Origin of the sequence: Thermophilibacter sp. ET337 (assembly GCF_024733715.1) — a bacterium.
Lineage (GTDB): Bacteria > Actinomycetota > Coriobacteriia > Coriobacteriales > Atopobiaceae > Thermophilibacter.
Genome location: NZ_JANRHO010000003.1, coordinates 49,487 through 64,552, shown reverse-complemented (window position 1 = coordinate 64,552; position 15,066 = coordinate 49,487). Strand labels below are relative to the sequence as shown.

Annotated in this window: 11 protein-coding genes; 8 read left to right on the top strand and 3 right to left on the bottom strand. The window is 67.8% G+C overall.

From position 1 onward, the window contains the following. Positions 1 to 40 precede the first annotated feature (40 nt). Positions 41 to 1,042 carry a 2-hydroxyacid dehydrogenase gene (locus NW198_RS03845; RefSeq protein ID WP_258340076.1) on the bottom strand — a complete coding sequence of 334 codons (1,002 nt, stop codon included), beginning with the start codon at positions 1,040 to 1,042 and terminating at the stop codon, positions 41 to 43. A gap of 377 nt (positions 1,043 to 1,419) precedes the next feature. On the opposite strand from NW198_RS03845, the gene NW198_RS03840 reads away from it, so the two are divergent. After that, positions 1,420 to 4,107: a cation-translocating P-type ATPase gene (locus tag NW198_RS03840; RefSeq protein WP_258340075.1), complete on the top strand. Its 2,688-nt coding sequence runs from the start codon at positions 1,420 to 1,422 to the stop codon at positions 4,105 to 4,107. Positions 4,108 to 4,406: 299 nt separating this feature from the next. Then, on the top strand, positions 4,407 to 5,429 hold the full coding sequence (locus NW198_RS03835; protein ID WP_258340074.1) for a hypothetical protein: 1,023 nt from the start codon (positions 4,407 to 4,409) through the stop codon (positions 5,427 to 5,429). 50 nt (positions 5,430 to 5,479) lie between these two features. On the opposite strand, the gene NW198_RS03830 is transcribed toward NW198_RS03835, so the two are convergent. Further along, entirely contained in the window at positions 5,480 to 6,787 is a 1,308-nt protein-coding gene (locus NW198_RS03830; protein WP_258340073.1) for a GntP family permease, read from the bottom strand. A 181-nt stretch (positions 6,788 to 6,968) separates the two neighbouring features. On the opposite strand from NW198_RS03830, the gene NW198_RS03825 reads away from it, so the two are divergent. The 6 genes from NW198_RS03825 to NW198_RS03800 all read left to right on the top strand — a co-directional run bounded on the left by NW198_RS03825 (position 6,969) and on the right by NW198_RS03800 (position 13,203). Next, entirely contained in the window at positions 6,969 to 8,129 is a 1,161-nt protein-coding gene (locus tag NW198_RS03825) for a ribosome small subunit-dependent GTPase A (RefSeq protein WP_258340072.1), read from the top strand. A gap of 247 nt (positions 8,130 to 8,376) precedes the next feature. Next, complete coding sequence (locus NW198_RS03820) at positions 8,377 to 9,087, top strand: SAF domain-containing protein (protein ID WP_258340071.1); 711 nt, start codon at positions 8,377 to 8,379, stop codon at positions 9,085 to 9,087. Continuing rightward, positions 9,084 to 10,316: a hypothetical protein gene (locus tag NW198_RS03815; protein WP_258340070.1), complete on the top strand. Its 1,233-nt coding sequence runs from the start codon at positions 9,084 to 9,086 to the stop codon at positions 10,314 to 10,316. The genes NW198_RS03820 and NW198_RS03815 overlap by 4 nt, the downstream gene beginning before the upstream one ends. Beyond that, the gene (locus NW198_RS03810; RefSeq protein ID WP_258340069.1) at positions 10,317 to 11,639 is read left to right on the top strand and encodes a CpaF family protein; all 1,323 of its coding nucleotides are present in this window, start codon (positions 10,317 to 10,319) and stop codon (positions 11,637 to 11,639) included. Continuing rightward, positions 11,618 to 12,559 carry a type II secretion system F family protein gene (locus tag NW198_RS03805; RefSeq protein ID WP_258340068.1) on the top strand — a complete coding sequence of 314 codons (942 nt, stop codon included), beginning with the start codon at positions 11,618 to 11,620 and terminating at the stop codon, positions 12,557 to 12,559. The genes NW198_RS03810 and NW198_RS03805 overlap by 22 nt, the downstream gene beginning before the upstream one ends. Then, positions 12,559 to 13,203, top strand: a complete 645-nt coding sequence (locus NW198_RS03800; protein WP_258340067.1) for a type II secretion system F family protein — start codon at positions 12,559 to 12,561, stop codon at positions 13,201 to 13,203. The genes NW198_RS03805 and NW198_RS03800 overlap by 1 nt, the downstream gene beginning before the upstream one ends. Positions 13,204 to 13,496: 293 nt before the next feature. Here NW198_RS03800 and NW198_RS03795 read toward each other — a convergent pair whose 3' ends face one another. Beyond that, positions 13,497 to 15,011, bottom strand: a complete 1,515-nt coding sequence (locus tag NW198_RS03795; protein WP_258340066.1) for a recombinase family protein — start codon at positions 15,009 to 15,011, stop codon at positions 13,497 to 13,499. Between the last annotated feature and the right edge of the window lie 55 nt (positions 15,012 to 15,066).

The following is a 15,066-nucleotide window of genomic DNA, read 5'->3' as shown; positions in this document are numbered from 1 at the left end:
CCTTTCTTCGAGAGGCGATTCTTACCGCGTCGCTGCCGTGTTAGCAGACGACGCTGCGGTCAACAAAGTCAGTGCCGTTGGCGAAGGCCTTGGCGTTGTCGAGGGTGACGCGGGCGATCTCACCGAGGGCCTCGTGGGTGAAGAAGGCCTGGTGGCTCGTCATGACGACGTTGGGGAAGGAGCAGAGGCGCGCGGTGATGGAGTCGATGACCTGGCCGGCGCGGTTCTGGTAGACGTTGGGGCCCTCCTCGTCGTAGACGTCGATGCCCGCGGCGCCGATCTTGCCGGAGAGGATGCCGCGGATGAGGGCCTGCGTGTCCACGAGCCCGCCGCGGCCGGTGTTCACAAAGATCACGCCGTCCTTCATCTTGGCGATGGACTCGTCGTTGATCATGTGACGGCTCTCGTCGTTGAGGAAGGCGTGCAGCGAGATGAGGTCGGAGCGGCGGTAGAGCTCGTCGTAGTCCACGTACTCGTCGACGACGCCCTCGTCCACGAGCCCCTGGTTGGGATAGAGGTCCGAGCCCAGGACCTTCATGCCAAAGCCCTTGCAGATGCGGCAGAGGGCGGCGCCGATGCGGCCGGTGCCGATGATGCCGGCGGTCTTGCCGTGCAGGGTGTTGCCCACTAGGCCGTCGAGCGAGAAGTCGTTCTCGCGGACGCGGATGTAGCCCTTGCAGATGCGGCGGTTGGCCGCCAGCGCGAGGGCCATGGCGTGCTCGGCGATGGCCTCGGGGGAGTAGGCGGGGACGCGCGTGACCTTGATGCCCAGGTCCTTGGCCACGGCCACGTTGACGGCGTCGAAGCCGGCGCAGCGCATGAGCAGCAGCTTCACGCCAAACCCGGCAAGGATCTCGAGCGTCATGGCGCCGCAGTCGGCGTTGACGAAGGCGCAGACCGCATCGTAGCCGCGGGCGAGGGCGGCGGTCATGGGCGTGAGGTTGGTCTCGGTGAAGTCGATCTTGATCTCGGGGTAGTCGGTCAGCTCCTTGGTGAACGAAGCCCTGTCGTAGCTGGCGGTTCCGTAGAAAAGAATGTTCATCGTAAGAAGTCCCTTCTGTGTGCGTAAGGCGCACGCGCGGCGATAGTCTATCGGCCCCAAGTTTAGCGCACGCAAGGGTGGCGTAAGTGATCGCCCGCCGATTCCAGCTTGATTTTGAAATCGGTCTCAGGGTACGCCGAGACGGGCGCGGCGAGGTCGGCGACGTCGCATGGTCGCGGCGACATCGATAGACGTTCACCAAAACCGCTCAACTGGTCAAAGGGACAATGAAATGTAAGCCCAGCGTCGGGTAGAATAGCCCTCGTGTTTTTATCCATGCGTCCGGCATGGCAGCCTTGATGGGCCCTTGCCCCTTCCTGGGGAATTATGATCGGGCATCAATCTGCCGGGCGCCTATTTCCCAGGAGGGGAACTGAATGAAGGAGTACTTGGTACCTACCGACGAGGTGCTGAGCGAGCTGTCCTCTGACGAGGAGAGCGGTCTCAGCTCGGGCGAGGCTTCTTCTCGCCTGGCCCAATACGGGCCCAACGAGCTCGAGAAGGAGGAGAAGACCCCGCTCTGGAAGCGCTTCTTCGAGCAGATGGCCGACCCGATGGTCATCATGCTCATCGTGGCGGCCGCCATCTCGGCGATCACCGGCACCATCCAGGGCGAGTCCGAGTGGGCCGACGTCATCATCATCATGGCCGTCGTCATCATCAACTCCGTGCTCGGCGTGGTCCAGGAGGCAAAGTCCGAGCAGGCCCTCGAGGCCCTGCAGCAGATGAGCGCGGCCCAGTCCAAGGTCATCCGCGACGGCAAGCTGACCCACCTGCCCTCCGCCGACCTCGTGCCCGGCGACATCGTCCTTCTCGAGGCCGGCGACTCCGTGCCCGCGGACTGCCGCGTCCTGGAGAGCGCCTCGATGAAGATCGAGGAGGCCGCCCTCACCGGCGAGTCCGTGCCCGTGGAGAAGCACGTCGAGCCGATCACGCTCGACGCCGGCACTGACGACGTGCCCCTGGGCGACCGCAAGAACATGTGCTACATGGGCTCCACCGTGGTCTACGGCCGCGGCCGCGCCGTCGTCGCCGCAACCGGCATGAAGACCGAGATGGGCAAGATCGCCGACGCCCTCACCACCGCCAAGAAGGAGCTCACGCCGCTCCAGGTCAAGCTCAACGAGCTCTCCGGCATCCTCACCAAGCTGGTGCTCGCGATCTGCGTGATCATCTTCGCCGTCGACCTCATCCGCCACGGCGGCGAGCTCGGCTCCAACCCCGAGATGATCCTCGACACCTTCATGGTCGCCGTGTCGCTCGCCGTCGCCGCCATCCCCGAGGGCCTCGTGGCCGTGGTCACGATCGTGCTCTCCATGGGCGTCACCAAGATGTCCAAGCGCCAGGCCATCATCCGCAAGATGACCGCCGTCGAGACGCTCGGCTGCACCCAGATCATCTGCTCGGACAAGACGGGCACCCTCACGCAGAACAAGATGACCGTCACCAAGCACGAGGTCGAGGGTCCCGACGAGCTGCACGTGCGCGCCATGGCCCTGTGCTCCGACGCCAAGTGGGACGCCGAGAAGGGCGAGGCCGTGGGCGAGCCCACCGAGTGCGCCCTGGTCAACGATGCCGCCAAGCTCGGCTTCTACGAGAGCGGCAACGCCGATCGCTACGAGCGCGTGGGCGAGGCCCCGTTTGACTCCGGCCGCAAGATGATGTCCGTCGTGGTGAAGACCCCCGAGGGCACCTTCGAGCAGTACACCAAGGGCGGCCCCGACGTGGTGCTCGGCCGCTGCACCCAGGTCATGAACGCCGACGGCACCGTCGAGACCCTGACCGACGCCCGCCGCGAGAAGATCATGACCGCCAACAAGGACATGGCCAACCAGGCGCTGCGCGTGCTCGCCTCCGCCGTGCGCATGCACAAGGCGCTGCCCGCCGACTGCAGCCCCGAGGCGCTCGAGCACGACCTCGTCTTCGTAGGCCTCTCCGGCATGATCGACCCCGAGCGTCCTGAGGTCGCCCCGGCCATCGCCGAGGCCAAGGAGGCCGGCATCCGCCCGGTCATGATCACCGGCGACCACATCGACACCGCCGTGGCCATCGCCAAGAACCTCGGCATCTGCAAGGATGCCTCCGAGGCCATCACGGGCGCCCAGCTCGACAAGATCTCCGACGAGGACTTCAAGGAGAAGGTCACCGAGTACAGCGTCTACGCCCGCGTCCAGCCCGAGCACAAGGCCCGCATCGTCGACGCCTGGAAGAGCCGCGACAAGATCGTGGCCATGACCGGCGACGGCGTGAACGACGCCCCGTCCATCAAGCGCGCCGACATCGGCGTGGGCATGGGCATCACCGGCACCGACGTCACCAAGAACGTGGCCGACATGGTCCTTGCCGACGACAACTTCGCCACCATCATCAACGCGGTGGAGGAGGGCCGCAGGATCTACGACAACATCCGCAAGGTCATCCAGTTCCTGCTCTCCGCCAACATCGCCGAGGTGCTCTCGGTCTTTGTGGCCACGCTCGTGGGCTTCACGATCTTCCAGCCGGTCCAGCTGCTCTGGATCAACCTCATCACGGACTGCTTCCCGGCGCTGGCGCTCGGCATGGAGGAGGCCGAGGGCGACATCATGAAGCGCAAGCCGCGCAAGGCCTCTGACGGCGTCTTCGCGGGCGGCATGGGCGTCGACATCCTCTTCCAGGGCATCGTCATCACCATCCTGGTCCTGGCCTCGTTCTTCGTGGGCGTCTACCTCGACATGGGCTACATCAACATCGCCGACATGATCGCGGGCACCGCCGACGAGGAGGGCGTCACCATGGCGTTCATCACCCTCTCGATGGTCGAGATCTTCCATTGCTTCAACATGCGCAGCCGCCGCGCGTCGCTGTTCTCCATGAAGAAGCAGAACAAGTGGCTGTGGGGCGCCGCGATCCTGGCCCTCATCCTCACTGTCATCGTGGTCGAGGTCCCGTTCCTGGCCGAGATGTTCGGCTTCATGGAGCTGCCGATGGAGGCGCTCGCCGCCGCCCTCGGCCTGGCCTTCCTGATCATCCCGATCATGGAGGTCTACAAGGCCGTCATGCGCTCCATCGAGAAGAACCAGGACTAGCGGTCCTTCTCGACATACGTGCGTCCACGGGGACGGGGCTTTGGCCCCGCCCCCGTTTTTTCGCGGCTCGATGCCCTTCTCGGCGCGGCTGTTCTGGGCTGATCGGTTGCCTACTTCAAAACCAGTAGGTAACTGCATTCAAAAGGGGTTCTTCTCCGATTATGGGCCCGTTACCTACTGGTTTTGAAGTAGGTAATTCTTTCCGTCTTCGGCCTAAGGTCGACTCAATGTCTCATGATCGGGCTGTGGTAGAGTGTCTGGCACGGCGACCCCCATCGCTTGCGAGCGAAGGGGGTCGTATGCCGGTAGTCATCTCTCACAACTCCGCCCTGGAGCTCTTGCGTGCCGTTCCGCCGCAGGTGAGGGCCTATCCTCGCGTAAGCGAGGCTCTGGACATGGGACTCATCTCGACAGACTCCCGGGAGCTTCGTCGTCTCGACCTGAGTGAGTTTGGCATTCGTCGCGTTCCGGTCCACGTTCTTGCCGCCAAGGGAGTGCGCGCCATCCAGTCCGAGGCCTTCGAAACGCATAACGTTGGACTGCCGGTCATGCCGGAGGGGCTGCTGCTGGAGCTCGCGCCGGACGTCTATGCGGCCGGTCCGGAGCTTTGCTTCGTGCAGATGGCGCGGGGCTTCTCGCTGGTGGGTGCCGTCGTCCTTGGCTGTGAGCTGTGCGGGCGCTACTCCCACTTCTCCGAGATGGTCTCAGGTTACTACGAGCGTCCGCCGCTCACGTCCGTCGAGAAGATCGGTGAGGTCGTGGACGCGCTCTCGGGGCTCTACGGGCTCAGCCGGGCGCGCGAGGCGCTGCGCTGGGTGTGCGACGCCGCGCGCTCCCCGATGGAGACGGTGCTGACGGGAGAGCTCTTTTTGCCCGGGCGCCACCGGGGGCTCGCCTTCGTGCGGCCGGAGCTCAACTACGTGGTTCCGCTCGACGACGCCGCGGCGGCGGTGACGGGCACGAGGAGCTGCTCGATCGACATCGCCTGGCCGGCCGTGCGGCGCGGGGCGGAGTATGACAGCCTCGAGTTTCACCTCGATCCCGAGAAGGACCTGCGCCGCAAGGAGGCGCTCGAGCACATGGACTGGACGATAAACACCATCAAGCTAGACCAGATGTCAGACCACGCGGAGCTCATGGGGGCCGTGGCGCTCTTCGAGGACGAGATCCCCCGCCAGCCGGGAGGCCCGGCCCCGGCGGAGCAGGTCGCCGAGCTGTATCAGCGGCTGCTCAAGGCCACGCGGTGCGGCGTTGGGCTCGAGCGGGCCCTCTTTGGCGTGCCCGTGTCGCACGGCGCGGTGAAGCTGCACGTTAGGGGTTGAGGCGGCTCTCCGTTCTTGTCCTCTGGGGAGGACAAGAACGGAGAGCCGCCCTACACCACGCCAACGAGGCCGAGGGCCATGCCCAGAAGCGACACGGCGATCGGCAGCAACGCGCAGGAGACCAGCACGTAGCGGTACGTGTCCCTCACCTCGGTGTGGGCGGCCTGGTTGGCGGCGACCATGGCCGAGGTGTGGGGCAGAAGCGTGGCGGGGCCCACGGATGCCATGCAGAGGACGCGGTGCATCATCGCGGGGTCGAGCCCGGTCGCTAGCAGCGTCTGCGCCATGCTGCCAAGGTAGATGTTGAGCGCCCCGATGGCCGAGCCCGTGATGCCGGCGATGGCAAAGATCGTGATGAAGCCCTGCCACAGCGGGCTCAGGCTCGTGGACATGAGCGCCGCGACGATGCCCTGGTAGGCGGGGGAGTCCACGACCACCCCACCAAAGCCCATGATGGCCGCCACGGAGACGAGCGACCCCAGGCCGCTCGCGCACGCCTCCCCGACGGCGCGCCTCATGCCGGGGACGCGCCGGCGGAAGAGCGCACACGCGGCAAGGACCGCCGCCGTCATCGAGACGACCACCGCGTCCGTGGCTCCCATGCCGGCGGTCTGCAGAGCAAACACCAAGATGACGAGAAGGACGATGGGGGCAAAGCACGCCCAGGTCGGCGGGGTGTCGGCGTCGTCCGGGCGGGAGAGCGTCTCCCCGGGGCTCGGCGCGAAGTGCTCCCCGCGCGCCCGACAGCGCCCGATCTCCCACTGCAGGTAGGCGTAGGACGCGGCGAACATCACCGCGGAGCAGATGACGCCGAGAAGCGCCCCGGCGTAGGCGTCGGTTCCGAGGAAGCTCGCGGGGATGAGGTTTTGCGTGGAGGGGATGCCCGGCATCATGACCATGCCGAGCGTGGCGGGACAGACCATGATCGCGGCGACGATAAGCTTCTTGGGGATGTCCGCGCGCTCGAAGAGCTCGGCCGCGATGGGGTAGACCGAAAACGCGATGATGAAGGCGCTGATGCCGCCATAGGAGAGCACGAGGCCCGTGACCATGATGACGAGCAGCGCGTGGCGCTCGCCCACGAGGCGCAGCATGCTTGCCGCTATGCCCGCCGAGGCCCCGGAGTCCCCCATGATGCGCCCAAAGATAGAGCCCAGGGCAAAGAGGAGAAACCAGCTGCCCACGAAGGCGGACATGTCGCCCAGATAGCTCACGTTGATGCTCTCGAGCGGATCTATGCCGTTCGCGAGGATGACGATCAGCGACGCCGCAACCGAGACGATGGCCATGTGCCAGCCGCGCCAGACGAGCAGCACGATTGCGACGACGGCGAGCAAAAGTCCGATGGTGCCGATCATGGGGGCTCCGTTCCTGCGGCGACGTGACATGCCTGAGTATGACGGGCGGCGACCGCCTGCGCCGGAGCGTGACGCACTGGCAACAATCCCCGATGCGGCCATGCACCACGGCTATACTTGCGGAGACAAAAGACGCAACGGAAAGGGTGTCGTGGCCAAGCGATCATCCAAGAAAAGGCGCGTGCGGAGCGCCGACGGGACTCAGGGGAGCCTTCCTGCGCTCTCCACGCTGACGGAGCTGCCCTCCTTTGACGAGCTCTCGTCGAGCGAGGGCCAGCGCGTGGCGTATGTCGGGGCCTGCGAGCGGGCGGTCGAGGCAGGTGCCGATAAGGACGAGCTGGTCATGGGCTGCGTCGTGCGCCTCGACCGCGGCTATCCCGCCGTGCTCGCGGCGGACGCCACCTTCCGGGCGGAGTTCTCGACGCGGCTCACCAAGGACGGCCTGTGCGGCCGCGCGGACTCCCGCGCGGCGGTGGGCGACTGGGTGTGCGCCCGCAGGCCTCACGGGCACGACATGGGCCTCATCGAGGAGATCCTCCCGCGCGAGAGCGACATCGCCCGCTGGCGCGGGGGCGCCCGCGGAGAGCGTCAGACGCTCGCGGCCAACGTCGGCCTTGTGCTCGTGGTCCAGCAGCTCGGCGAGCGACCGGTGTCGTGCGACCGCATCGCCCGCTCGGCGGTCATCGCGCGCGACTGCGGGTCGGACGTCGCGGTGGTGCTCACCAAGGCCGACCGCGCCTCGGACGAGACGCTCGAGAAGGACGTGGCGGCGGTGCGCGACGTCCTGGGGGAGGGATGCGGGATCGCGCTCACCTCCTCGACGGCGGACGGGGCGCAGGCTCGTCGGGTGGGCGTCTGCGCGGCCCGGCTCGACGTGCCCTGGGGCACGGACGCCGTGAGGGAGCTCGTGCCGCGTGGGACGGTGGCGATCGTGCTGGGCGAGTCGGGGGCGGGCAAGTCCACGCTGCTCAACGCCCTTCTCGGACGCGACGTGCTCGAGACGGGCGCGGTGCGGGCGAGCGATGACGCCGGCCGGCACACGACGGTGGCCCGGCGCATGGTCTCGCTGCCGGGAGGCGGGGTCATCGTCGACGAGCCGGGGCTTCGGAGCCTTCCGATCGTCGGCCACGAGCGCGGCCTCGCGAAGGTCTTCCCGGAGATTGCCGAGGCGGCGCGCGAGTGCCGCTTCAGGGACTGCACCCACACGCATGAGCCGGGATGCGGCGTGCGCGCCGGCGAGCGGGAGGGGCGCTTCTCGTCCCGTCGGCTCGAGTGCTACGTCTCTTTGGCGGCGGAGATGCGCGAAAGCGCCCTTTCTCTCGACCCTGATGTGGTCATATAAAATATAGAATCGGATTACCTGCGGATTCACAGGTTCTCCTCAGCGTGAAACGTCGAATGTTTCACGCTCATTCACTTATGTCAAGTTGCTGAGCGGCCCGAACGGCCGTTATGTCAGCGTGCGGTCAGCTCCCCGTCGGCGTCGTGTCGAGGTTTCTCGCGAGCTTGCCGTCCCCCGGCTCCGGTGGGCGGAGAATCCCCTCACGCACCGCGCTTGCGGCGCAGGCGCGAGGAAGGGGGTCTGTTCGATGACGCGTCGCTTCAGGTTGGCGATCTCAGGTTCGTGCGCGGTTCTCGCCATGATGCTCTGCGCGCTGTACGGCCAGCACGTCCAGGAGGAGGCCGACCGCGTGAGGGCCGAGGCCCTCGAGCGCTACGGCGGCGAGGTCGTGAGCCTCGTGGTTGCCCCCGAGGGGCTCGAGGCGGGCGAGGTCGTGGACGGCAGAAACGTCACGGAGCGCGACTGGCTCGCCGACCTTGCGCCCGAGGGGGCGGTGGTTGGCCTTGACGAGGTCATGGGTGCCGAGGTGACGATTCCCGCCGCCGCGGGCGCGCCTCTTACGGACCTCAACTTCCGCGACGACGAGGACGCCATCGAGGTCCCGTCCGGCCGCGTCGCGCTGTCCCTTCCGGTCACCGAGAGCCTGGGGCTTCCCCCGTCCGCGACGGAGGGAACGACGCTCGTCGCCTATCGGGTGAGCGACACGGGCGTGGGACTGGTGAGCGCTGATCTGGTGGTGCTGCGCGCGCTGGGAGAGCAGACGGGGATCGGGTCTCAGGGCAGCGTCACGGTGGCGGTGACGCCCGAGGCGGTGGCGAGCGTCCTCTCGTCGAGCGCGGACGGAAGCCTGCGGCTCGCCCTTCCCGCAGATGATGCGGAGGGGCTCGCGGAGGGCTCGGGCATCGCGCCCACGTCGGTCATGCCCGAGGAGACGACGGATGAGGAGGGGAGCTCATGAGCGAGTGGGTGGCCTTGTGCGCGGAGCGCGACCGCGCCGCCCTGCGCGTCGCGCTGCTCGGCGTCGACCCGGGGGCGTCTCTCGAGCTCGTGGGGTCGGCCGATGCGCTGCGCGGGGCGATCGCCGAGGCGGTGCCGGGTGAGCTCTGCGCCCTCGTGGGCCCGTCGGCAGACGGCGTCTCTCCCGTGAATCTCGCGGCCGCCATCGTGAGCGACGGGGGCGCGCGGACCGTTGCCCTGGCGGAGCGGGGCGTCACGGGCTCCCTGCGCTCCCGCGCCGCGCGGGCGGGCATCGACCTCGTCATCGACCTTGACGCGGCAATCGGGACCGGCGATGGGGGTCGCCCGGTCAGCCCGGTCGTCCCTGCGCCCCCGCCCCGTCCCGTGGCCATCGATGTGGCGGGGCCGCGCGCCCCGCTGGTGGTCATGTGCTCGGGGCGCGGGGGCGTCGGGAAGACGTCGATCGTGGCGACGGCCGCGGCCCACGCGGCGCTGTGGGGGCTGGACGTCTGCGCCGTCGATCTCGATCTCGCCTGCGGGAACCTCTTTTCCTGCTTCGGTCTTTCCGGGGGCAGCAACCTCTCTCGGCTTTCCGCGGTCGGCTCGATCTCGCCCGAGGTGGCAGAGGGCATGAGGGTCACTGCGCATCCCGGCCTGAGCGTCGTGGGCCCCTGCGACCGACCAGAGACGTCCGAGCTCGCTGCGGCGAGGGCGGGGGAGCTTCTCTCGGCGCTTGCGACCTCGTGCGACCTCCTGCTCGTGGACACCTCTCCGACCTTCACCGATGCCGTGGCCCAGGCGGCGCAGCTCGCAGACCGTCTCGTGATCGTCTCGGACGGCGGGCCGGGGGCAACGGCGGCGCTGGCGAGGACGAGCGGGCTGGCGGTGCGCCTCGGCGTCGCGCGCACCAGGATCGTCCGGATCGAGAATCGGGCGAACCCGCGCGAGCACGCGGACCTCTCGACCGGGCGAGCGGAGGTGGGGCTCGAGACCGCACGGGTGTTCCGCACCTTTGAGGGCGGGCTCGAGACCGAGGACCTTCTCGCGTCCGGCCGGGCGATCGACCTGGCGGAGTCGGGCTCGCCGTTTTCCGACTCGGTGGCGTCGGCGCTCGCGCAGATGCTCGCGGAGCTCGGGCGACTCCCGGACGCGGAGGGGGCGAGAAGGGCGGCCGGAGGCGAGCCCCGATGGCATCGGGGGCTGTTTGGATTGCGAAGGGAGGCGAGGTAGATGTCTGTTCTCGAGCGGGTCCGGGAGATCGAGGCGCAGCGAGGCCCCGAGGAGCGGGGACCCGCCGACCTGAGGGAAACGCGGGAGCGGCTCAAGGCGGCGCTGGTCGAGCGCGTGGGGCTCTCCGTGATCGCCGGGATGCTCTCGAGCGAGCGCTCCGGCCAGGTTCGCGACGAGCTTGCGGTTGCCCTCGAGACCATCCTCAACACCCAGGGATTCGAGGGGCTGCTCCCCAACGAGCGCTCGACGCTCGTCTCGCAGGTTCTTGACGAGGTGTGCGGCCTCGGCCCCATCCAGCGGCTGTTGGAGGACGAGGAGATTACCGAGGTGATGATCAACGGGTGCAAGGCGCTCTTCTACGAGCGCGGGGGAGAGCTGCACCCCGCCGAGACGGTCTTTGACTCCCCCGAGCAGATCATGATCGTCATGGACCGCATCCTCGCCCCGCTTGGGCGGCGTCTCGACAGGTCGAGCCCGCTCGTGAGCGCACGTCTCGCCAACGGCGACCGTGTGAACGCCGTGGCGGCGCCCATCGCCATCGACGGGCCGGCGGTCACGATACGGAAGTTCTCGGCGCGAGCCTGGTCCCTCGAGCGGCTCGTCGAGCTCGGGTCCATTCCCCGCTGGTTCGCGACGCTGCTCTCCTGGGCGGTTCGCGCCCGGCGCTCGATTGCGGTCGCGGGAGGCACGGGGTCCGGAAAGACGACCCTGCTCAACGCCCTCTCGTGCGAGATTCCCCTCGGCGAGCGGATCGTCACGATCGAGGACTCAGCGGAGCTGCGCTTTGACGCCCATCCCAACGTCGTGCGCCTCGAGGCGCGCGGGACCTCGATCGAGGGCTCAGGCGAGGTCACGATCAGGGACCTCGTGAAGAACGCCCTGAGGATGCGCCCGGACCGGATCGTGGTCGGCGAGGTGCGCGGCGGGGAGTGCATCGACATGCTCAACGCGCTCAACACGGGGCATGACGGGTCGCTGACGACCCTGCACGCGGGCAGCGCGGAGGAGGCGGTCCTGCGGCTCATCCTCATGGCGCGCTTTGGCATGGACCTGCCCACGGATCTCATCGAGGAGCAGATCGCGACGGCGATCGACCTCGTCGTGGTGACGAGGCGTCTCGCGGGCGGCCGGCGCGTGGTGACGTCGCTCTCCGAGGTCTCCCGTGGCGTGGGAGGGGAGGCGGTGCTCGACGAGTGCGTCACGTTCGACGCGTCGGAGGGTACGTGGTCGATGGGCCACGAGCCGGGGTTCGTCGCCTCGGCGGTCTTGGACGGCGTGCTGGAGGAGGGGGAGGTGCGGCGATGGAGGTCCTGCTTCCGATGAGCGTTGGCCTGGCTGCCTTCGCCGGGCTCTCCGTGCTGCTGGCCACCGGGACGGGTGACGTCCTGCGCTCAGGGGGCCGCTTGGCGTTTCTCGTCTCGCGCCGGGCGTCTCGCGTCGTCCGTCGAGTGGCGGGGACGAGGCCCGTCGCGGCGCTGCTCGGGACGGAGCTTGGCCGCCGCATGGCGCGCGAGGCTCAGGCGCAGGGGTTTCTCGCCTCGCTTGGCCTGGGTGGGGCGGAGGCCCTCGCCGCCCTTCTCATGGGCATTGGGCTGGCCTCCGCGGCGTCATCCGTGCTGTTTCTCACGCCGCTGGCGTTTCCCGTCGTCGCCTGCGCCCTGTGCGCGCTCGTGGTTGCCCGGGATGCCGCGCGCCGGCAGCGCATGCGTCGGGAGGTGCTCGCCGAGATGCCGGGGATCTATCGGACGCTCGCCGTTGCCATGGGGTCGGGGCAGACGCTCTCCCAGGCGGTGGATTACGTGGGGTCGCACGAGCGTGGGCCCGCCTCGGGCGTGTTCGCGCGCATGTCCTTGCGTCTGAGGTGCGGAGTGGCGACGGAGGAGGCCGTCGCGAGCCTTGCGGAGGAGCTCGACGTCCCCGGCGCGCGCCTGCTCGCGGCTGCGCTCGTCATCTCGCATCGGACGGGAAGTCCCCTGAGGGACCTGCTGCTTCGCTCCGCGCGCCTCGCCGAGCGCCAAGGGGAGTTCGAGCGCATGCTCGTGGTCAAGACGGCGCAGGTCAGGCTCTCGGTCAGGATCGTGTGCCTGCTTCCGGTGGTGATGGTCGGGGTGCTCTCCCTCGTGTCCCCCGACTTCCAGCAGGGCCTGTTCACGCCCTCAGGCGCCGGGTGCGTCCTTCTGGCCATGGTGCTTGACGGAGCGGCACTGCTGCTGATCAGAAGGCTCATTCGGGGGGTGATGTGATGGGGCCCGAGGGACTTGCGCTGACGCTTTGCGTCGCGGCGCTGACGGCGCTGTCGTGCTATCTCGCGCTCGGAGGTCCGCTGCACCTGCGTCGGGAGTCGCTCGGGATGACGCGGATCTCCCGGCTCGCGGACCTGGCGCTGGACCTTCCCGTCGTGCGCAGGGCTCGCGAGGCGGAGGCACGATCGCAGCGCAGGGAGGCGTGCCTCTCTGAGCTGCCGGTTCTTCTCGACATCGTGACGCTGGGGCTTTCGGCGGGGCTCTCCTTTGACTCGTCCCTCGAGCTGTACTGCGAGCAGTACAAAAACGCGCTCTCGGAGGCCTTTGGGGAGGCGATGCTCAGCTGGCGCATCGGGGCGAGGACGCGAGAGGACGCGCTCGCTCGCCTCGCGGACGAGCTGGGGATCGGCGCGCTGCGGCGCTTTGCGTCGGTCGTCGCCGAGGCGCTCTCGTTTGGCGCCCCGCTCGCCGGCGCTCTCGAGCGGCAGGCCCATGCCGTTCGCGAGGAGCAGCGCTCTAGGGTCGAGGAGCAGATCGAGAAGGTGCCGGTCAAGATGCTCGTCCCTCTGGGGACGCTCATCGTCCCGGCGATGTTTCTGGCGATTCTGGGCCCGCTTCTGGGCTCGGCGCTGGTGGTTGGTTAGGAGGTCGCATGAGACCGTGGGAAGAGAGGAGAGACGCATGGCTGAGATCGTGACGATGGGGAGGGCCAGGGCGAGGGAGGTCCTCGCGGACAGGAGGGGCCAGGGGACGACCGAGTACGCGATCCTCGTCGGCGTGCTGGTGAGTGAGGGATAGCGAATGAACACCGATACTCTGGCATCAACCGTTTGCGCAGTTCAGAACGTGCGCGAAATCCTAGAGGAGCACTGCGCGGAGGTCTACGCGCGCGACGTCATGCTCGCGGTCTACGTCCTCGGCGCAGTGGAGCGCGACCTCATGACGGTGTGGGAGGAGGCGGAGAGCCCATGCCGCGCATATGAACTACCAGCCTGATGCGGCCTCCGCGCCTGTCCTCGCGCCAGTAGTCTATGCGCTCGATGATGCGGCGCAGGAAGTCGTTCTTCGCCTCCGCGCTGACGTCATCGCTCGCGAGCAGGCGGATGGCCTCGCGCGTGGTCGTGACGATCTCCATGGGGTCAACGGCGCGGGCGGCAAGCTCGTCGTGCCGCTCGCGCAGCCTCCTGGACAGCTCGGAGGACTCGTCGCGCCTCCGCTTGAACTCCGCGACCGTGATGGCCTCGGCGTAGTAAAGCTCAAGCAGCTTGTCGAGCTTGCGGTCCTCCTCGGCCATGGCGCGCTCAAGCGCCTCGATCTCATGCGGGTCGGTGCCGCAGCTCTTCACGCCGGTCTCGATGTCCTCTGCCGCCTGGGCAAGTGCCTCGCTCAGCTTCTCCACGAGGTCGCCGAGGTCTGCGCTCCTGCACCGGCACTCCGAGTTGTAGGCGTGGTGCAGGCGCTCGTATCGGCTGCCGTACTTGTTCGTGACCACCTGGCGGACGAGCGCGCGACCGCACTTGCCGCACACGATGAGTCCGGACAGCGGGTTCTTCATGGTCATGTCACGCTTGACGGGCGATGCCTCGAAGGCGCGCTGGGCGCGCTGCCAGACCTCCTCGGACACAAGCGGCTCGTGGACGCCCTTCTTGAGAATGTAGTCCCCATCGGCGCTCACCTTGGTCTGCTTCACGAACCTCATGCCCTCGCGGCTCACCACGCGCTGGCGGCGGTAGCCGTAGCGGACGTAGCCCTTGTACACGGGGTTGGAGATTATCGTCCCGACACGCGACGAGCACCACACCTTGCCGTGGCGCGTCGCTATCCCCGAGTCCGTCAGGCTTCGTGCTATCGCACCCTTGTTCTCGCCGGACGCGGCCATCGAGTAGATCGTGCGCACGACGGCCGCCTCGCGCTCGTTCGGCACGATGGCGGACTTTCCGGGAACCTTGTCGTAACCGTATGGTGGCTTGCTGCCGATGTAGTTGCCCCGATCGGCAGACGCGTAGGAGCCGTTCACAAGGCGCTCCCTGATGTGGTCGAACTCGATGTTCGACACGAACATCTGCAGCTTGAGCTGCTGCAGGTCGCTCGCGTTATCCGGGTCGTAGGTGCGCCCCGGCGTGACGATGAGCGTGTGCGTGAATCGGAAGCTCGAAAGTATCCAGCCGTACTCGACCGGATCTCCGCGCCCCAGTCGGTCGATGGCGTGGACGATGACGCCCTCGCAGTCAGGGTCTGATATGCGGTCCATGACCTTCTTGAACTCTGTGCGCGCCTCTATCGTCTCGCCGCTCACCAGCTCGCGGTACACCTCGGCCACCCGCAGGCGCTCCATGCGGGCGAGCTTCGTAAGCTGCTCCTCGTGCACGGCAAGCGTCTCGTACTTGCCGTAACGTTCCTTCTCGGCGTCTGCGCGAGACTTGCGCAGGTACATCAGATAGTACCCTGCCATGGTAGAATCACCTCTGTAGCGGGCTTCGATGAAGCCCAATACGACCCCGGCCCCG